The organism is Zoogloea sp., assembly GCF_028693495.1.
Taxonomy (GTDB): Bacteria; Pseudomonadota; Gammaproteobacteria; order Burkholderiales; family Rhodocyclaceae; genus Zoogloea.
Genome location: NZ_JAQUVG010000067.1, coordinates 1 through 19,381, shown reverse-complemented (window position 1 = coordinate 19,381; position 19,381 = coordinate 1). Strand labels below are relative to the sequence as shown.

At 65.3% G+C, this 19,381-nt stretch carries 16 protein-coding genes and 1 pseudogene; 10 read left to right on the top strand and 7 right to left on the bottom strand.

Annotation, left to right across the window (positions count from 1 at the left end):
- On the bottom strand, positions 1-1,557 hold a 1,557-nt coding region (locus tag PHD22_RS11535), incomplete at its 3' end, for an acyl-CoA dehydrogenase (RefSeq protein WP_299866708.1).
- Between the two features lie 73 nt (positions 1,558-1,630).
- A pseudogene (locus tag PHD22_RS11530) lies at positions 1,631-2,151 on the bottom strand (TetR/AcrR family transcriptional regulator); the annotation flags it as partial.
- Positions 2,152-2,270: 119 nt separating this feature from the next.
- Between PHD22_RS11530 and PHD22_RS11525 the strand changes: the two are divergent.
- Together PHD22_RS11525 and PHD22_RS11520 are read left to right on the top strand one after the other, a co-directional pair.
- Positions 2,271-4,151: a GGDEF domain-containing phosphodiesterase gene (locus PHD22_RS11525; RefSeq protein ID WP_299866706.1), complete on the top strand. Its 1,881-nt coding sequence runs from the start codon at positions 2,271-2,273 to the stop codon at positions 4,149-4,151.
- Between the two features lie 38 nt (positions 4,152-4,189).
- Positions 4,190-5,671 carry an aminoacyl-histidine dipeptidase gene (locus tag PHD22_RS11520; RefSeq protein WP_299866704.1) on the top strand — a complete coding sequence of 494 codons (1,482 nt, stop codon included), beginning with the start codon at positions 4,190-4,192 and terminating at the stop codon, positions 5,669-5,671.
- A gap of 35 nt (positions 5,672-5,706) precedes the next feature.
- Here the strand turns inward: PHD22_RS11520 and PHD22_RS11515 are convergent, their stop codons facing one another.
- Complete coding sequence (locus PHD22_RS11515; RefSeq protein WP_299866703.1) at positions 5,707-7,743, bottom strand: sigma-54-dependent Fis family transcriptional regulator; 2,037 nt, start codon at positions 7,741-7,743, stop codon at positions 5,707-5,709.
- A gap of 356 nt (positions 7,744-8,099) precedes the next feature.
- Between PHD22_RS11515 and pedF the strand changes: the two genes are divergently transcribed.
- Genes pedF through PHD22_RS11500 form a run of 3 tightly spaced genes read left to right on the top strand, consistent with a single transcriptional unit; the run spans position 8,100 to position 10,270 of the window.
- Positions 8,100-8,486, top strand: coding sequence for a cytochrome c-550 PedF (pedF, locus tag PHD22_RS11510; protein ID WP_299866713.1), 387 nt, complete (start codon positions 8,100-8,102; stop codon positions 8,484-8,486).
- A complete protein-coding gene (locus tag PHD22_RS11505; protein WP_299866701.1) occupies positions 8,476-9,321 on the top strand; it encodes a transporter substrate-binding domain-containing protein in 846 nt (281 codons plus the stop codon). Before pedF ends, PHD22_RS11505 begins: the two co-directional genes overlap by 11 nt.
- 4 nt (positions 9,322-9,325) lie before the next feature.
- Positions 9,326-10,270, top strand: a complete 945-nt coding sequence (locus PHD22_RS11500) for a beta-propeller fold lactonase family protein (RefSeq protein ID WP_299866698.1) — start codon at positions 9,326-9,328, stop codon at positions 10,268-10,270.
- A gap of 149 nt (positions 10,271-10,419) precedes the next feature.
- On the opposite strand, the gene PHD22_RS11495 is transcribed toward PHD22_RS11500, so the two are convergent.
- Complete coding sequence (locus tag PHD22_RS11495; protein WP_299866694.1) at positions 10,420-10,734, bottom strand: c-type cytochrome; 315 nt, start codon at positions 10,732-10,734, stop codon at positions 10,420-10,422.
- A 412-nt stretch (positions 10,735-11,146) separates the two neighbouring features.
- Here PHD22_RS11495 and PHD22_RS11490 point away from each other — a divergent pair, with 412 nt between their 5' ends.
- Positions 11,147-13,006, top strand: coding sequence for a sigma-54-dependent Fis family transcriptional regulator (locus tag PHD22_RS11490; protein ID WP_299866691.1), 1,860 nt, complete (start codon positions 11,147-11,149; stop codon positions 13,004-13,006).
- 62 nt (positions 13,007-13,068) lie between these two features.
- Complete coding sequence (locus PHD22_RS11485) at positions 13,069-13,446, top strand: hypothetical protein (RefSeq protein WP_299866688.1); 378 nt, start codon at positions 13,069-13,071, stop codon at positions 13,444-13,446.
- An 89-nt stretch (positions 13,447-13,535) separates the two neighbouring features.
- Here PHD22_RS11485 and PHD22_RS11480 read toward each other — a convergent pair whose 3' ends face one another.
- From PHD22_RS11480 to PHD22_RS11470, 3 genes are read right to left on the bottom strand one after another with little or no spacing between them, the layout of a single operon-like run.
- Positions 13,536-13,913 carry a c-type cytochrome gene (locus tag PHD22_RS11480; RefSeq protein WP_299866685.1) on the bottom strand — a complete coding sequence of 126 codons (378 nt, stop codon included), beginning with the start codon at positions 13,911-13,913 and terminating at the stop codon, positions 13,536-13,538.
- 44 nt (positions 13,914-13,957) lie between these two features.
- The gene (locus tag PHD22_RS11475; protein ID WP_299866682.1) at positions 13,958-14,602 is read right to left on the bottom strand and encodes a response regulator transcription factor; all 645 of its coding nucleotides are present in this window, start codon (positions 14,600-14,602) and stop codon (positions 13,958-13,960) included.
- Between the two features lie 14 nt (positions 14,603-14,616).
- The gene (locus PHD22_RS11470; RefSeq protein ID WP_299866679.1) at positions 14,617-15,906 is read right to left on the bottom strand and encodes a histidine kinase; all 1,290 of its coding nucleotides are present in this window, start codon (positions 15,904-15,906) and stop codon (positions 14,617-14,619) included.
- Positions 15,907-16,172: 266 nt separating this feature from the next.
- Between PHD22_RS11470 and PHD22_RS11465 the strand changes: the two genes are divergently transcribed.
- The 3 genes from PHD22_RS11465 (at position 16,173) to PHD22_RS11455 (ending at position 19,233) form a co-directional block, all read left to right on the top strand.
- Positions 16,173-18,056 carry a methanol/ethanol family PQQ-dependent dehydrogenase gene (locus PHD22_RS11465; protein ID WP_299866676.1) on the top strand — a complete coding sequence of 628 codons (1,884 nt, stop codon included), beginning with the start codon at positions 16,173-16,175 and terminating at the stop codon, positions 18,054-18,056.
- A 137-nt stretch (positions 18,057-18,193) separates the two neighbouring features.
- Positions 18,194-18,775: a pentapeptide repeat-containing protein gene (locus PHD22_RS11460; protein WP_299866673.1), complete on the top strand. Its 582-nt coding sequence runs from the start codon at positions 18,194-18,196 to the stop codon at positions 18,773-18,775.
- Between the two features lie 5 nt (positions 18,776-18,780).
- The gene (locus tag PHD22_RS11455; protein ID WP_299866670.1) at positions 18,781-19,233 is read left to right on the top strand and encodes a c-type cytochrome; all 453 of its coding nucleotides are present in this window, start codon (positions 18,781-18,783) and stop codon (positions 19,231-19,233) included.
- Positions 19,234-19,381: the final 148 nt, after the last annotated feature.

The following is a 19,381-nucleotide window of genomic DNA, read 5'->3' as shown; positions in this document are numbered from 1 at the left end:
ACAGCGGATCGCTCCCTGCCCGAAGAGGATCAGGCTGCGGGTGAGGATGTTGGCCCCTTCCACGGTGATACCCACCGGAATCTGCTGGTAGGCACGCCCCAGGAAATTCTGCGGCCCCAGGCAGATACCCTTGCCACCGATCACGTCCATGCCGTCATTCACGGCCTGCCGGGCCCGTTCGGTGACATGGTGCTTGACGATGGCCGACACCACCGAGGGCCGCTCCCCCAGATCAATGGCCCCCGCCGTCATCACCCGGGCGGCGTCGCACAGGTAAGCATGGGCACCGATGCGGGTCAGTGCCTCTTCCACGCCTTCGAACCGCCCCACCGCCGTCTTGAACTGCTGGCGCACGCGGGCGTAGGCCCCCACCGTGCGCGCCGTCATCTTCAGCATCCCGGTATTGGAGGCCGGCAGGGAGATGGCACGCCCCGCCGCAAGGCATTCCATCAGCATCCGCCAGCCCTGACCGGCCATCTTCGGGCCGCCGATGACAAACTCCAGCGGCATGAAGACATCCTGACCGCGGATCGGACCATTCATCCAGACCGCATTGAGGGGAAAATGACGCCGACCAATGTGAACCCCGGGATGATCATGGGGCACCAGCGCACAGGTGATGCCCAGATCTTCCACTGCCCCCAGCAGGCGGTCGGGATCGAACAGCCGGAAGGCCAGACCGAAAACGGTGCACACCGGCGCCAGCGTGATGTAGCGCTTGTCGAAGCAGACCCGCATGCCGAGCACTTCCCTGCCCTGGTGGATGCCCTTGCACACCACGCCCGCATCGGGAATGGACGCTGCATCAGAGCCTGCCCAGGGGCTGGTGAGCGCAAAGGCCGGAATCTCCTCACCCCGGGCAAGACGGGGCAGGTAGTGATTCTTTTGTTCAGGCGTACCGTAATGCAGCAACAACTCTGCCGGCCCGAGGGAGTTGGGCACCATCACCGTCACGGCCGGAGCCGACGAACGGGTGGACAGCTTCGTCACCACCTGGGAGTGGGCGTAGGCAGAGAAGCCTTTTCCTCCGTACTCCTTGGGAATGATCATGCCCAGAAAGCCCTTCTCCTTGATGAAGCGCCAGACTTCCACAGGCATGTCCTGCTTCTGGGTGCAGTCCCAATCCCGGGTCAGGCCGCACAAGTCTGCGGTTTCCCCGTCCAGAAAGGCCTGCTCCTCCGCAGTCAGGCGGGGCACCGGATAGGCCAGCAGCCTGTTCCAGTCCGGCCGGCCGGCAAACAGTTCGCCTTCCCACCACACGGTACCGGCCTCCAGGGCCTCCTTCTCGGTCTGGGACATGGACGGCAGGGCCCGACGGAAGGGTTGGAAGATGCTTCTCGTGACCAGCCCCCGCCGCAGGCCCGGCAGCAGGAAAGGCAGGCCAAGTACGAAGACGCCCCCCAGCACGCCTCCGGTCATCGGCAGCCCCCAGTCCGCCAGCAGACCCAGGACGGCCAGCCAGGCCATGAGACTCCCCAGCCAGACAGAAAAAGGGGCTTGCCTGCAGGCGAGCGCGACCGCCAGGGGAGGAAGGAAAATCAGCAACCAGTTCCACATGACGCGTCTCCTCTTGCTCGGCGCCGTCCTTGCAGCGCGCCGGTATGAATAAGTGTCCGGGGTTACGGCCGGACTAGCGGAACATGCCTCCCTCAGCCAGAGGCGCCCGCAGCCCTCCGAGCAGAAAACTCATCAGCCGTGGCGTGATGCGGGTGGGATCTTCATCGTCGAACTGACCCGCTACCCGTTGCAGCGCATCGGTACCGGCGATCCCATAGGACATGGCACCCATCATGAAATGGAAACGCCACAGGATCTCCTTGCGGTCCACCTCGGGCAGGGCGCGGTAAAGAGCCGCCAGGAAACGGCCCACGCACTCGGCGTATTCCTCAGCCAGGAACTGGCGGACGAACTCATTGAGTTCGGTATGGGTGCGCCCCAGCAGACGCATGAAGGTATGGCCTCCTCCATCCAGGTCAGCAGCCATGCGCAGCGCCGTTCCGAAAAAGGCGTCGACGATCCGGCTCGGCTTGAGGGCCGTCTCTCCCGCCTCGGCCTCCAGCACATCAGCGCGGCCAGACGCGCCCGGTTAAGCTCCGTCAGGCGGCGCCGGAAGACCTCCTGAATCAACAACTCCTTGCTGCCAAAGTGGTATCTGTTTTAATCATACTTCGAATCGATTCCCCATCAACGCGCCGCATGGAATTTCCACCGGAGGTTTCAAGACACCCTGCTTCGAGCCGATAACAAGGCTCCTTCCTTCAGGATCGTGAATGCTTCAACCCGTGTTTCCCTCCGTCACCCACCCGCCTCCGCGACAGCTCCGTCTGGGGGTGTTCGCCTTTCTCGTCCTGCTGCTTCCCGTCACCGCCTGGCTGGGGGGGCTGCCTGCCTTTCTCGGTCTTCTGGCCGGAGAGTTGCTGCTGGGCCTGATCCTGGCGCTGCGGGAAGTGTGCCGCATTCGCGGCATCACCCACGTCCACGAACTGGCCATGGAGGGCGCCCATGACGGCATGTGGTCCTGGGATCCCCTCAGCAAGCGGCTTCTGGTGGGCGCCCGTCTGCTCGGAATTCTGGGCTATACCCGGAATTTCCTTGACTCCACGAATGCCTGGCTCGAACTGGTCCACCCGGACGACCGGGCCGGATACAACGAGGCGGTGGCACGTCACCTGAAGGGGGAAACCCCCCACTTCTTCCATGAGTACCGGGTCCGCGCCTCCAACGGGAGCTATCGCTGGCTGGCCGCCCGCGGCCTCGCCCGCACAGGGCGGGACGGCAAGGCCGATCTGATGGCCGGCTCCATCAGCGACATCACGGACCGGAAGGCCGACGAGGCACGCATCCGGCATCTGGCCCACCATGACATCCTCACCGGCCTCCCCAACCGGGCACGCCTGATGGAGCAGTTACCCCGCCTGATCGCCCATGAACGGCGGCAACCGCTGGCCGTGCTGTTCGTGGACCTGGACCGCTTCAAGGGAATCAACGACACCCTCGGCCATTCCGTAGGCGATCACCTGATCAGCGCCGTCGCACGACGGATTTCCGACACGCTCCGGCCCCAGGGCGAGGTCTATCGACAAGGGGGAGACGAGTTCATCGTAATCCTCCAGCACCTGGAGAAGGCGGAAGATGCCGGCCAGGTCGCCGACCAGATCCTGGAGCGCATTGGCGAGCCCATCCACCTGGACCAGCACGATTTCAACATCAGCGCTTCCATCGGCATCGCCCTCCATCCCGCCGACGGCCAGGACAGCGAAACCCTGCTCCGCCATGCGGATGCGGCCATGTACGCAGGCAAGGCCAGCGGCGGGGGCTGTCATCACTTTTTCTCCGCCCGGCTCAACGAACGCCTGCAGCACCGTGTCCTGCTGGAAAGTGCCCTGCGTCAGGCCATCGGACGCCAGGAGCTCAGCCTGCACTACCAGCCCCAGGTGGATCTGGTCAGCGGCCGGGTCATCGGTGCGGAAGCCCTGCTGCGGTGGCAGCACGCTGGCCGGGCCATCCCCCCGGACCACTTCATCCCGGTGGCAGAGGAAACCGGGCTGATTCACCCCATCGGAGACTGGGTGATCGAGCAGGCCATCGCCCAGGCTGCCCGCTGGCGGGCGTCTCACCCCGAGGCGCCACGCATCGCCATCAACCTCTCTGCCCGGCAGTTCTGGCAGCCCGGTCTCGCGGATGCCCTGCTGCAACGGCTGGCGCTCCACGCGCTTCCCCCCGGCTGCATCGAGCTTGAAATCACCGAGTCCGTGATGGTTCAGCCGGAAGGACCTGCCATCAATGAGTTGAGCATCCTGCGCAAGCAAGGGGTGCATCTCGCCCTTGACGACTTCGGTACCGGCTACTCCTCCCTGTCCTACCTGCGGAACCTTCCCATCAACCGCCTGAAGATCGACAAATCCTTCATCCAGCCCCTGACCCGGGAAAAAAACAGCACTCACGACCAGAATGGCATCGTACGGGCCATCATCGCCATGGCCCACAGCCTGACCCTGGAAGTCGTGGCGGAAGGCGTCGAGAGCACACTGCACCGGGACATCCTCGCGGAAATGGGCTGCAACCTGTTCCAGGGCTACCTGACCAGTCCCGCGCTCCCTCCGGAGGAATTTGCAAGCCGCTTCCTGACGGAGAACCCGGAAAGGCACTGATAAGATGAGGCCCTTGCCCGCTCTCAACACGCCTGGACATGCCCCCTTCCCCCTCTGAGCACGCCGGAGTTTTCACAGGACTTCATCCCGAACCGGTCTGGCGACACTTCTCCACCCTGTGCCGCATCCCCCGGCCATCCAAGGCAGAAGGCCCCCTGCGGGACTTCCTGCTGGACTGGGCCCGGGCCAGGGCCCTGGAGGCCCAGGTGGATGGGGCCGGAAACCTGATCGTCCGCAAACCCGCCAGCGCCGGTTACGAATCAGCCCCGGGGATCGTGCTCCAGGCACATCTGGACATGGTCTGCCAGGCAAACGCCGGCACCCTCCACGACTTCAGCCGTGATCCGATACGTCCGGAACGTCAAGATGGCTGGCTGGTGGCCCCCCATACCACGCTGGGTGCCGACAACGGCATCGGCGTCGCCCTGATCCTCGCCACCCTGGAAGAGCGCAGCCTGCGCCACGGCCCCCTGGAAGCCCTGCTGACCGTGGATGAGGAAGCCGGCATGGGCGGCGCCCAGGGCCTGTCCCAAGATCTGCTGCAGGGACGGCGGATGCTGAACCTGGACACCGAGGACTGGGGAGAGTTTTACCTGGGCTGTGCCGGTGGCCTTGACATCAACGTGTCGCGCCCCGGCCAGCCAGTCCCCCGCCCTGCTGACCATGACGCCTGGAGCATCACCCTGACGGGCCTGCGTGGCGGGCACTCCGGGGTGGACATCCACGAGGAGCGGGGCAACGCCATCAAGCTTCTGGTGAGGGTACTCAAAGCCCTGGAAACACCCCTGGGTCTGCGCCTTTCCCATCTGTCCGGGGGTACCGCCCGCAACGCCCTGCCCCGGGAAGCCCAGGCGACGATCCTCGTGCCTCGCCAGCGCGGCCCTCAGCTTGAAGCGCGCCTGAAGGAATGGCAAAGCATCCTGATCGAGGGGCTGGAAGGGGTGGATCCAGCCCTGCGCCTGACGGCCCAGCCGGCCGGGGCGGACACCCTCCTGTCCGCCCTCGAGCAGGCGGTCTGGCTCGACAGCCTGCAAGCGGCGCCCCATGGCGTGAAGCGCTGGAGCCGACACCTGCCAGGGGTCGTGGAAACATCGAACAATCTGGGGATGATCCGGCTCACCCCGGATGGGGGCCAGTGCAACTTCATGGTCCGCTCCCTGAGCGAGGACGGCAGCCAGGCCCTGGCGGACGAAATCCTGAGCCTGTTTGCCCTGTCCGGCACCCAGGCAGAGGCGACGGGACACTATCCAGGCTGGACGCCCAACCCGGATTCGCCCCTGCTGGCCCTGTGCCAGAGCGTCTTCCTGCGGGACTTTGGCGGAGCGTCCGCCGTGAAGGTGATCCACGCAGGTCTGGAGTGCGGCCTCATCCATGCCAAGTACCCGGACATGGATATCGTCTCTTTCGGCCCCACCATCCGGGGCGCCCACGCACCGGGGGAACGGGTGGATATCCAGAGTGTCGGCAAGGCCTGGCGGCTCCTCACCGCGATCCTGGCCGAGCAGATTGCCCCGGGCTGATCACCGGGCCGGCCATGCCGGTCCGGTGCTCCCCATCAGAAACGGCCCAGCTTGCGGTAGAGCGTATTCCGGCTGATTCCCAGCCGGCGGGCGGCGGCGGAGATGTTGCCGTTTTCAGCCTCCAGGGTGCGCTGGATCATGTCCCGCTCGATCTCTTCCAGTCGCCCCATGCTGGCCATGGCTGCCGCAGCCGGACCCGCGGCAGCCATGGCGCTGCACGCGGCATTCCGGGGCAAGGCGCCTGCCGCCGGTGGCACGGGCGCCATCTCACCGATCTCCTCGAAGATGTCGTCGGGCAGGTGCCACGTCTCGATGACGTCTTCGTCATCGTCCAGCAGCGCGATCGCCACCTTGATCACGTTGTTGAGCTGGCGGATGTTGCCGGGCCAGCGATAGGCCAGGAACGCCTCCGTCACCTTGTGGGACAGGGTGACCAGACGGTCCGGCCCCGCCTCGTCGCGCACCAGCTTCTCGATCAGCCGGTCGATGTCGCTGCGCTCCCGCAGGGACGGCAGGTTGATGCACAGGCCGTTGAGGCGGTAGTAGAGATCCTCCCGGAAACTGCCCCGGGCAACTTCCTCCTTGAGCCGGCGATGGGTGGCACAGACCAGGGTGATATCCACGGGGATGCTCTTGTTGGTCCCCAGGGGGGTCACACAGCGCTCCTGCAGCACCCGCAGCAAGCGGGCCTGCAGGGAAAGGGGCATGTCGCCGATTTCGTCCAGGAACAGGGTGCCTCCGTGAGCCTGCTGGATCTTGCCCACGGCCCCCTCCTTGCGGGCCCCGGTAAAGGCGCCCCCCGAATAGCCGAACAGTTCGGATTCGATCAAGGTTTCGGGAATCGCGGCACAGTTGAGGGCCACGAAAGCGCCCGCAGCCCGCGGCCCGCTGTTGTGGAAGGCCTTCGCAAACATCTCCTTGCCGGCCCCGGACTCCCCCTGGATCAGGATCGGGATGTCCCGGCCCAGCACCCGGGTCCCCTTGTCGATGGCCGCCTGGAGACGCTCGTCACCGGTGGACAGGGACTTCAGGGTCAGTCGGGCGGCGGGGGCGGCCGTCGTTGACGCCGGCTCGCTGCGCTGGCGCGGTTGCAGGCGTTCGCCACGGGCATCCAGCAGACTGCCAGCCACCTGCATCGACCCGAAATTGCCCCGCAGGCGTGCATAGAAGCGCTCTCCGTTGCGCCCGGAAATGGCCAGCAGCGAGGATGGGTCCCGGCGAGCCCGATCGATCAGGGTTCCCAGGGGAAGATCGAACAGCATCCCGTAGTCACGCCGGGGCAGATCCTCCCGGCGCAGCGCGAGGAGTTCCAGGGCAGTCTGATCCGCGCCCACCAGTTCGCCGTCCGGGGTGATCGCCAGCAGGGCTTCGCACAGACTGCCCACATGATCAGGGCGGGAATGGAAGCTGAGGAGCCCCTGGTGAGCAAACTCGGATTCAAACAGGCGTTTCTCGATGATCCGCGACGACATCTTGACGAGCCCCAGGGAGTGGCGCTGATAGGCCCGATAGTCGCTGGAAATGTCGAGCACCCCGATCAGGCGGCCCTGGGCATCCTGGATCGGGGACGCACTGCAGGTCAGGAAGGCATTGCCCTGATAGAAGTGCTCGAAACCGAACACATTGACGGCGCCTCGCTCGGCCAGGGCCGTGCCGATGGCATTGGTACCACGTTCGAACTCATGCCAGCTGACGCCAGGATTCAGGTAAACCTGATCGGCCTGGGGCAGAAAGTCTGCATCGCCATAGGTCTGGAGGATCATACCCCGGGCGTCCGCCAGAATCACCATGCTGTGGGAATTGCGGATCTGCTCGAAGAGGTGTTCGAGTACCGGCTGGGCATGGGACATGAGCGTCCGGTTACGCTCCCGGGCCTCGGTCAACAGACGCTGGCTGGGGTCTGGAGTATTCAGGCGGGTTGGATCAAGGCCCGCCTGGCGGCAGCGCTCCCAGGAGCGCAGAACGCTCTGCTCGAGCAGAGACTCGGGCAACTCCCCGCTGCCGAAGTACAAGGCTCTCGCCTCCTCGAGGCTGGCCGAACGGGCCTCCAAGCTGAAAGGAACCTGCATCATCTCCTCCTCCGCTCATGCGGATTATTGTCCCCCGTTGTGGGGTGACTCTTGGTGTGCGCTCCAAAATGTAGCAGATGAACCACATTTCAACAATGTGACTGCTCCATGAAGTCTCCACTCCAGCAAATGTCGGGCCAGCTTATCGCACCATAAGTGAAACCGAAAAACCTGCCCAGGCAAAGAGCACCCCCCACACCAGCACCTCCGACTCGAATTGGCACGCCCCTTGCTGAATCATTCTCACCCAAGGCGACCCGATACACGCAAAGGTGCCCGACGCATTCCAATTCACGACAAGACCAAAGGTGACCCAGGTGACTGCACGCAAACCCTCCTTCCTCCTCGCCGTTTCGGCCATGGCCCTGACTCTGGCTGCCAGTGCCGTGCTCGCTCATGGTGACGTGGTCCCCCAGGCGGTGGACACCTCCACCCTGAAACCGCTCGGCAGCGAATGGCTGACTAAAAATCCCTACCTGGGAGACAAGGAGGCCATCCGGATCGGCGATTCGGCCTTCAACCAGAACTGTGCCCGCTGCCACGGCCTGGGCGCAGTCTCTGGCGGCATTGCCCCCGACCTGCGCTACCTTCCCGCCGGCCAGGAGGGGGATGAGATCTTCATGCAGCGCATCCGCAAGGGCGCCACCCGGGACGGCCGGGTATACATGCCCCCCTTCGAAGGCATCCTGAGTCAGGAAGCCATGTGGACCATCCGCGCCTGGCTGGAGACCGTCCGTGAAGACTGATCGCCGTCACTTCCTGCTGGCCGCGGGCGCCCTCGCCCTCGGGGCGGCTCTCCCGGTCCGGGCCGGCAGCCTCGACGAAATCCGCCAACGGGGTAGCCTGAAGGTGGCCGTTTACAACGATTTCACCCCCTACGCGCACCAGGGCAAAGGCATTGACGTGGAGTTGGCCCAGGCCCTGGGCCGCAAACTGGGGCTGAACGTGCAGATCGTCGGCTACAACGCGGACGAGGACATGGATGACGATCTGCGCAACATGGTCTGGAAAGGCCATTATCTGGGCACCTCGCCCTCGGATGTGATGATGCACGTGCCGGTAGACTCCTACCTGCAGGGACGGAACGACAAGGTGAAGATCTTCGGGCCCTACCACCTGGAGTCCATCGCCGTGGCCCGTATCCCCCGGATCAACCCGATCCGCGGCTCGGCGGCCAATGCCCTGGAGGTCTTCAGCACGGAGAAGATCGGGGTGGAAGGCCGGACCCTGGCGGATGGCTTCCTGCTCAGCGTTCTCAATGGCCGCCTGCGGGAAAACGTGGTGCATTTCAAGAGCACCGCAGATGCCGTCGCCAGGCTCAAGGCTGGCGAGCTCCCGGCCGTCATGGGTACCCGAGCCGAAATCGAAGCCGCCCTCGGCAAGGACCAGCGCTTCATCGTCGAGGCCGTCCAGATGCCGGAACTGAAGTTCAACCACTGGCCCCTGGGGATGGCGGTCAAGGCTGACGACATCGCCCTGGCAGAGGTCCTTGGCAAGGCACTGCGGGAACTGGAGCAGGAAGGCGCCGTCGCCGCCATCTTCGAACGCAATGGCATCACTTACAACAAGCCCACCCTCTGACCCCATGACACGCCACCTACGCCCACGCCTGCTGGCCTTGCTGCTCCTGGGTGCCAGCCTGAATGCCGGCGCAGCCCCCTTCGCCTACATCCCCAACGAAAAAGGACCGTCCGTATCGGTAATCGATACCGCCACCGACCAGGTCGTGGACACCCTGCCCGGCGGAAAGCGACCCCGGGGTATCGCCAGCGACGGGAAGCGCCTGTTCATCAGCGAAGCCCCCAGCGACGGACTGGTCGTGGTGGACATCGCGATGCGCAAGGAAGTGAAGCGTATTCCCCTGGGAGAATCACCGGAAGGAGTCAGCCTGTCCCGGGACGGCAAGCTGATCGCCATCGCCGTGGAAGACACCAACAGCGTGGTGCTGCTGGAAGCCCGCAAGGGCCGCAAGCTGGCCGAAATCCGGGTAGAGGGGGAAAACCCCGAGCACGCCGTGTTCAGCCCCGATGGACGCTGGCTCCTGGTGAGCGCCGAAGATGCGGAGCAGGTGGACCTGATCGACGTCAAGGCCCGCCGCCAGGTCGCCTCCATCCCGGTGGGCAAACGCCCCCGGGGCATCGGCTTCACACCCGACGGGAAACGGGCTTATGTAGCCTGCGAGCTGGCCAGCAAGGTTTACGCCATCGACATGACCGAGCGCCGGGTCATCGCCGAAATCCAGGCTGGCACCTTCTCCAACGGTGTCACCGTGGCACCGGACGGCCGCCGGGTTTATGTCAGCAACGGCAAGGACGGAACGGTCAGCGTGATCCGCACGACGGACCATCAGGTGGAGGCGACACTCCCGGTGGGCAAGCGCCCGTGGAACATGGCCATCACCCCGGATGGCCACAAGCTCTACGTGGCCAACGGCCGCTCCAGCAGTGTCTCGGTGATCGACACCCGACGCCTGGAAACCATTGCTGAAATCCCGGTGGGAGAACTGCCCTGGGGGGCCGTCATTCCGTAAAACCTCCCCGCGCCCCTCATGGACCGCCGGCCACGCGCCAGCGTTTTTTCGTGCAGATCGCATCAATAATGAACACCCGCTCCAGAATGGAGCAGGTGTTCAGGACATTTCTGGAGCACCCCTCCGTGGCGGTGCTCCGGCAGGCAAGGTCAGAGCTTCAGGATCCAGTCCACCACCACCTTGAGATCCGCATCGCTGATCTTGTCCGCACCATTGGGCGGCATCGCGATCTGCCCCCAGTTACCGACTCCGCCGTTACGGATCTTGGCGCTGAGAGCCTCGACCGCACCGGCCTGCCCCTTGTACTTGGCCGCCACATCCTTGTAAGCGGGCCCTACCCGCTTTTGCTCGGTGGCGTGACAGGCCACACAGCGGGCCTTCTTGATGAGCTCCTCGGATGCCATGGCCGGGGCTGCCGCCACCAGACCAAAGGCCACCCCCCACAGCAGTTGGGACAGTTTCATGCACTCCTCCTTGTTATGAATTGATCACTGCATTACCGCAGCCACCAGAAAACGGAACGATGCAAGGCATCGCCTGAGAACCACGTCGCACACTTCATCCAGCAAAAAACATGCACCCCATGCCAGGACTGCCACCGAAAAAAAAAAATTTAAGAAACAAGCACCTAACTTTCAGCCACGGCTGCGCCACGAATCGGGCACTGCTCCCCTACGAAACACCTGCTCCATAGCAGGACGCTGCCCGGGCACCCATCAGCTCCACGCACTACGCCCGCCCCCTGTTGCGCGTTCAAAAATGCATGGAATCAGGCGCGTCCTGGCCGGCAAGAGCGTCAAAAAAACCTCTTTCGACCCGTTTCACCCGGGGTGGCGCACCCAAAACCACTGGCATGTTTCCTGCTGATATCAGGGTGTGAACAAGACCCAAACTCCCTCCGACCCACCACCCGACGAGCCCATCCTGCGCTCCTGGGAACGCTGCGCCGCCAGTGGGCTGCGCACCACCGATCCCCTGCAGGACTGCAGCCTGACCCGCATCAGCCTGTCGGACCGCCTGGAAGCCAATGCGCGCCTGGTAGCCTTCGCCCAGCCGGTCATGGAACATCTGCACCAGCAGATCGCCCGATCCTCGTCAGCGGTGCTGCTGACCGACGACTCAGGCACCATCCTGCGCGCAGTGGGGGACGGTGATTTTCTCGAACAGAGCGCCCGCATCGCCCTCCGCCCCGGACAATCCTGGGCCGAATCGGTGATGGGGACCAACGCGGTCGGGACTGCCCTGGCCGAAAAGCGTGCCGTTGCCGTGGTCGGCGAGCAGCACTACCTGGAGCGCAACAAGTTTCTCACCTGCATCGCCACCCCGATCCACGCCCCCACCGGGGGGGTCCTGGGTATTCTCGATCTCTCCAGCAGCACCAGGGTGACCCAGATTCATGCCCAGGCCCTGCTGCAGACCACCGCCGAGATCATCGAAAACCGGCTGATCGAAACCATAAACGACGCCGCTGTGGTCATCCGCTTCCATCACCAGGCCGAAGCCCTCGCCTCGCCGCTGGAAGGGCTCGCAGTCTTTGATGAGGCAGGACGCTTACTGGCCTGCAACCGACGTGCCGAGCGCCTGCTGGGCCTGAGCACCGGACAGGGGGAGCGCCCCCCCTTCTGGGAAATTTTCGAGACCCGCTGGAGCAGCCTGATCGATTACGCCCTCCAGAACGGCACCCGGCCCATACACCTGCACAGCCACCAGAGCCGGACCTTCCTGGCCCACGTGCGGGTGCACACCATGCAACAGGTACGCCCCGCCTTAGCCCGCGACACCCCCACCGCGCCCAGCATCACCCGCAACCTGAGCCTGGAGGATCTGGACCTGGGGGACAAGGCGGTCAGCAGTGTGATCCGCCGGGCCCAGCGGATCCAGGGACTGGACATCCCCCTGCTGATTCAGGGAGAGACCGGCACGGGCAAGGAAGTGTTTGCCCAGGCCTATCACCACAGCGGCCCCCGCCGGGAAGGCCCCTTCGTGGCCATCAACTGCGCAGCCATCCCGGCCAACCTGATCGAAGCGGAACTCTTTGGCTACAGCGGTGGCGCCTACACGGGCGCCCGCAGCGAAGGCGCCCGGGGCAAGCTGCGGGAAGCCCACGGAGGGACCCTCTTCCTGGATGAAATCGGTGACATGCCCCTGCGCCTGCAGGCGGTATTGCTGAGGGTGCTGGAGACCCGCCGGGTCAGCCCCCTGGGCGGAGGCCGGGAAGAAGAAATTGACCTCTCCCTGATCTGTGCCAGCCATCGCTCCCTGAAAAGCCTGTGCCAGAGTGGAGAGTTCCGGCCGGATCTGTATTTCCGACTCTCCGCCATGAGCCTGTCGCTTCCGCCCCTGCGGGAACGCAGCGATCTGGAACGCCTGGCCCAACGCATTCTTGAGCAGGAATCCCCCCTGCGTCCCCTGCGTCTGGAGCCTGCCACCCTGGCGCTTGTGCGCCATCACCCCTGGCCAGGCAACATCCGCCAGTTGCGCAACACGCTCCGGCTGGCCATCGCCATGCTCGGCCCGGAAGAAGACAGCCTCGGTACAGAGCATCTTCCCCAGGACCTGCAGGAGGAATCCAGCGCCCCCAGCAGCCGTCCGGAGAGAAGCCTGCGGGCAGCAGAGGCACGGCTGGTCGAAGACACGCTGGCCAGGCACAAGGGCAACATCTCGGCTGCTGCGCGGGAGCTGGGCATCACCCGCACCACTCTGTACCGCAAGCTGCGTCAGCAACAGGAAGCCTGAGTCCGCGGGCCACTTCCGTCCGTGGGATACTCCCTGTCCCCCGTTTCACGGAAATCCCCTTCGTGCGCCTCTTCCTTCGCATCACTCTCCTGCCAGCCGTGTGCAGCATGCTGCTTGCCTGCGCAGAGACCGCCAGCCCGTTGCCTGGGGAGCTCTCCGCCGAACTGCGCCCCGGCATGCCTCTGGCCGAGGTGAGCGTGCGCCTCAAGGCGCGCAACACCACCTACTCCGTCAAGGATCCCGCCGCATGCCAGGCCTGGATGGAGAAGAACGGCAACCGCTCCCAGCTTGCTCCCCGGGGCGGCTCCTGCCTGTTCGGCAAAATTCCCATCGACCGGAGCGTCCTCGGCACCCGTCGGGACGTGATCCTGCAGGTGGTCTTCGACCCGGACGAAAAGCTGGCGGACGGGCATTTCGAGGAAATCCGCAGCATTGACTGAGCCCCACGTGAAAAACCCCGGCGGGGGGACGACCGGGGCTCTTCGAGATCACCTCCTTCACGGCCGGAGCCGTGGGCACGCCCTGACCGTTACTTGGCCATGGCCAGGATCCAGCGGACCAGCTTGAGGGCATCCGCCTCCTTGATGGCCACGTTGTTGGGCGGCATGGCCAGGCCTGACACCTTGTCCTTCCAGTGACTGCCGTAGGGGTTGGAGCCCTCCAGGACCACCCGGGTCAGGAAGGTATCGGCACCGGGCTTGCCCTTGTACATCCTGGCCACGTCCTGCCAGGCCGGCCCGATGGGGGCCATGCCGTTGGGGCCCTTGGCACCCGCTTCAATGCTGTGACAGGTGAAGCAGCCGCTCTTGCTGGCGAGCCCCTTCATGTCCTCATCCACCCCGGCGCTGGCGGTGGACGCCATCAGGGTCAGGCCGGCCAGGAGGGCCGTCTTGCGTAAGGCATTCATCTTTCTTCTCCTCGACTAAAAAGGCGTACGCGCAGGCGCCGGTCTCAGACCAGGCCCGCCGACCAGTCCACCAGGCCGTGACGAGCGGCCAGCTGGAGCAGCTTGAAATCGTTGTCCACACCCAGCTTCTGACGGATCGCCGAGAGGTGGTTATGGATGGTCTTCTGGCTCAGGTGCATGGTGCCGGCGATGGTCCCGGGACTCTCCCCGCGGGCAGCGAGGCGCAGCACATCGAACTCCCGGGGGGTCAGCCGGGCCAGGGGGGTCTCTCCATCCAGTGCAGCCACCGCCAGGGACTGGGCGACATCCGGTGCCAGCACCCGGCGACCGGCCGCCACTTCCCGGATCGCATCGAGCATTTCTGCGGGCTCGCTGTTCTTGGTCAGATAACCGATCGCACCAGCCCGCATGGCCTGGGTCACGAAACTGGGGTTGTCATGCATGGAGATCACCAGCACCTTCAAGGCCGGCTCCCGTGCCTGCATGCGGCGAATCGCGTCGATGCCGCTGCTTCCCCGCAGGTTCAGATCCACCACGGCCATATCGGCAGACGTGGCGCACAGGGCCATGTAGGCCTCATCCGCCGAAGCCCCCTCCCCCACCACCCGCATGTCATCCTCGGCGTCCAGAAGACGCCGGTAACCGTTACGCACCACCGCGTGGTCTTCCACAAGCAGAATCCGGATCATGGGCCAACCCCTCCTCAAGCCTGGGGCACTGGCAGGCTCAGGCGCACCTGAAGCCCGCCTCCCGGCGCCTCGTCAAACCAGCAGCGACCGCCAGCCATCTCGGCCCGCTCACGCATCCCGAGCAAGCCCCCCCGGGAGCGCCGGATCACCTCCGAGGCCTTGCCAACCCCGTTGTCGCAGACCGTCAGCTCCACGGCCCGCCCCACCTGCTGCAGGGACAGGCGCACACGACTCGCCACGCTATGCCGCAGCACGTTGGTCAGCGCCTCCTGCAGCGTCCGGTACAAGGCCAGGCCTGCCGCCGGGGGCAAGGCCGGCAGGGTGGGGGGGAACTCGGTCTCGATCCCGATCTCGGGCGCCCGCCCCTTCCACCCGCTGACCAGATCCTGGAGGGCGTCCACCATCTGCAGCCCCTCCAGACCATGGGGACGCAGCTGGGACAACAGGGAACGTACCTGCCCGAGCATCCGGGTCGCCTCCTGACGGATATCGCGGGCACTCTCCGCCAGGGCCTGCGGAGTCGCCCGCTGGGCATTGCGCTCGATGTAGGCCGCCGAGACGCTGACGGCCGTCAGGGCCTGGCCAAACTCGTCATGTAGTTCGCGCGCCAGTTCGCGGCGCTCGTTCTCCTGCAGTTCCAGAAGCTGGCGCGCCAGCTGCTGGCGAGCCTCCCGGGTCTCGGAGAGCTCGACGGAAAGCGATTCGATCGCTGTGGCAATGGCCGCAAACTCCTTGAGCTGGAAAGGCGGCAGGCTCACGCGTTCCTCGTCCCGGCCAATCCGGGCCAACCCCTTCTCGAGCTCCCGTACCGGCCGCAGGGCCCGATGGGCCGCGAGCCAGGCCACCAGAGCCATGGCCAGGGAGAAGACCAGCAGGGTGCCCATGATGCGGGCACCATCCCGCAGGACCTCATGAATCTCGGCGCTGGCATCGGAGCGGATCACCAGGGTTCCCTCCCCCAGGGGAATGCGCTGCTCCTGCACCGGTCGCCCGTCCATCAGGTAGGCCACCAGGGCCGCCCCCACGCCGGATGAAGCAGCCGTGCCCACCTGCTCCAGATTGGAGCGTTCCACCTGCAGCGTGACGTGCCGTAACTGACCATCGGCGAGCAAGCGTGACAACGCCCCTGCCCGCACTTCCGGGGCTGCGCTGATGGCCAGCATGGTATTGACCAGACGGGTCGAGGCTTCCATTTCCTCAGCCACGTCCTCCCGCAAGGCCAGCCCGACCCAGGCAGCGGCAGCCGTCAGCAGCGCCAGGGCAAAGCCCAGCACGTAACCCAAAAGTCTCCAGCGCAAATCCACTTTGCGTCTCCTTGTATTTGCCAGGGGGTCCTCCCCACCCGGGAACAGCAAGGCATGTGCCAGTTGGGACGGCACCACGCAGGCAGGCCTCCGGCGGCTCCCGGTTTCTCCGGGAAAACTTCCCCGTCCGACGGGGAGACCTTCCCGCGACAGCGTCACCGAGCGGCTCCGATACTAGTTTCCGTTCCAGCCCCATGCATCAAGCGCAGTTCGGGAGGCGGGCCTGGAAGCAGCCTACGACAACAATCCGGAGACAAGGAGTCACCATGCAACAGAAACGCACCCCGTTCAAACCAGCCCTCCTCGCCCTGGCCCTGGCCACCGCTCTGGGCGGCGGCTTGGCCACACCCGCGGAAGCCGCTGGCAAGAAGGTCACCTGGGACGACATCCGCAATGATGACAAGACCCCAGGAGACGTGCTGACCTACGGCCTGGGCATCAAGGCCCAGCGCCACAGCACCCTCAAGACGGTCAACACGAAAAACGTGGCGGACCTGGTGCCGGCCTGGAGTTTCTCCTTCGGTGGCGAAAAGCAGCGCGGCCAGGAAGCCCAGGCCCTGGTGCACGACGGGGTGATCTACGTGACCGCGTCCTACTCCCGGATTTACGCCATCGATGCCCGCAGCGGCAAGCGCCTGTGGGAGTACGAAGCCCGCCTGCCCGAAGACATCCGCCCCTGCTGCGACGTGGTGAACCGGGGCGCCGCCATCTATGGCGACAAGATTTTCTTCGGCACCCTCGACGCGGGCATCGTGGCCCTCAACAAGGACACCGGCAAGGTGGTTTGGCGCAAGAAATGGGGTGACCACAAGGTCGGCTACACCATGACCGGCGCGCCCTTCGTCATCCAGGACCAGGCCTCCGGCAAGATCCTGCTGGTCCATGGCTCGTCCGGCGACGAGTTCGGCGTGGTCGGCTGGCTGTTTGCCCGTGACGTGGATACCGGAGAGGAAGTGTGGGCCCGCCCGATGGTGGAAGGCCACATGGGGCGCCTGAACGGCAAGGACAGCACCCCCACCGGCGACGCCAGCGCCCCCACCTGGCCGAAGGACAAGGAGGGCAAGCCCACTGAAGCCTGGCACCATGGCGGCGGCGCCCCCTGGCAGAGCCCCAGCTTCGACTACGAGCGCAACATGGTCGTGGTGGGGACCGGCAACCCAGCCCCCTGGAACACCTGGAAGCGCACCCAGGAGGGCGACGATCCCCGCAACTGGCCCAGCCTGTTCACCTCCGGCCAGGCCTATGTGGACGCCAGCAACGGTGAGCTGAAGGGCTTCTTCCAGCACACGCCGAACGACGCCTGGGACTTCTCCGGTAACAACTCCGTGGTCCTCTTCGAATACAAGGACCCCAAGACCGGCAAGCTGGTCAAGGCATCTGCCCACGCAGACCGCAATGGTTTCTTCTTTGTGACCGACCGGGAAAAGCTCGCCAGCGGCGCCGGCTATCCCAACAAACCCACCTCCCTGATCGGAGCCTGGCCGTTCGTGGACGGCATCACCTGGGCCAAGGGCTGGGATCTCAAGACCGGCCAGCCCATCGAGAACGACAACCGTCCGCCTCAGGTCAAGCCGGGCGCCGAGAAGGGCGACAGCATCTTCGTCTCGCCGCCCTTCCTGGGCGGCACCAACTGGATGCCCATGTCCTACAGCCCGGATACCGGCCTGTTCTACATTCCCGCCAACCACTGGGCCATGGACTACTGGACCGAGAACCTGACCTACAAGCCGGGCTCCGCTTACCTGGGCCAGGGCTTCCGCATCAAGCGCCTGTTCGATGACCACGTGGGCGTACTGCGGGCAATCGACCCCAGGACAGGCAAGATCGTCTGGGAACAGAAGGAGAAGTTCCCCCTCTGGGCAGGCACCCTCACCACCGCCGGTGGACTCGTCTTCACCGGCACCTCCGATGGCTACGTGAAAGCCTTCGACGCCAAGAACGGGAAGGAACTCTGGAAGTTCCAGACCGGTTCCGGGGTGGTGTCGGTCCCCATCACCTGGGAAATGGACGGAGAACAGTACGTCGGGATGTCCTCCGGCTACGGCGGCGCCGTGCCCCTGTGGGGCGGCGACATGGCCGACCTGACCAAGCAGGTCACCCAGGGCTCGTCCTTCTGGGCCTTCAAGCTGCCCAAGTCGTCCCGTCGCTAAAGCGCCAAATGGATCCCTTGCGGGGCGGGCTGGTCTTCCTTGTCCCGCAAGCACGACGCCGGGCCGGGCCTGGGCCCGGTCCTTTTTTCATCCTCCACGCCATGGGCAGGCACGCGCACTGCCTTGGGAGCCACTTCATGCATCGTCGTCTGCTTGCTTTCCTGCTCGGCCTGCTCGGGCTCACGGCCGGTCCCGTCCATGCCGGCGGCGACCCCGCCGACCCCCTCGTCATAGGCACCTGCGGTCTCTGGGCACACGCCCGCTGCCAGGGCGCCGACTTGCGGCACAAAGACCTCTCCGCCCTGGATCTGGCCGGAGCCGATTTCAGCGGCGCCAACCTGGCCCGGGCCGACCTCCGGGCTGCCAATCTGGCAGGGGCCATCTTCGACGGCGCCGATCTGAGCGGCGCCCGCCTGTCCAAGGTCAATGCCCCGGGCGCCTCCTTCAGGAATGCCCGCCTCGTCGGGGCGGATCTGGAGTTTGCACGGGTGATGCGCGCCGACTTCAGCGGCGCCGATCTCACCGCAGCCAACCTGGAAGCGGCGAAGGCCGCTTTTGCCTGGTTCGTGGGCACGCGCCTGACCAACGCCAACCTGCAGGAGGCCAAGTTCAACGCCACGAATTTCCAGGATGCCCACCTGGAAGGCGCCCTGCTGCGCTACACCATCTTCCCCGACGCCTTCTTCGAGGGCTGCACAGGCTGCCCTACCGACTGGTGACCCCCATGATCCCGCTACGCCAGCTGCCCGCCCTGCTGATCCTGATGGCCGCTTCGGCCCTGGCCGCCGAGGTAGCCGACCCGAACGTGGGGGTGGATACATCCACCCTCCCCCCCATCGGCGCCACCGTGGAAGGGAACCCTTACCGGAACCTGCCCGCCGCCATCGCCATCGGCCGCGAGGCCTACAACCAGGCGTGCGCCCGCTGTCACGGCATCGACGGTAATCACAAGGGGCAGGTGGGACTCCCTCTCCTGCGGATGGACCGGGCCTGCGGGCCCATTGCCGATCCAGCCATCAAGGCCATGTGTCTGCGGGACAACGACGACTTCTTCATGAAGTCCGTACAAAACGGCAAGACCCGGGTCGGTATCGTCCACATGCCCGCATGGAAGGACATCCTGCAGCCCGAAGCCATCTGGGCAATCCGGAGCTTTCTCGAGAGTCGGAAGCGTTAGCCTGCGCTAGCCCAGCCCTCTGGTTGCCCTCTCATCCCGGCGGGGATAGGCTGCGGCCCTCCGCTTACCTCACCTGGCCATGCAGCTCCGTCACGCACACCCCACCGACCTTCCAGCCATCATGGCCATCCAGGCCCTGTGCTACACG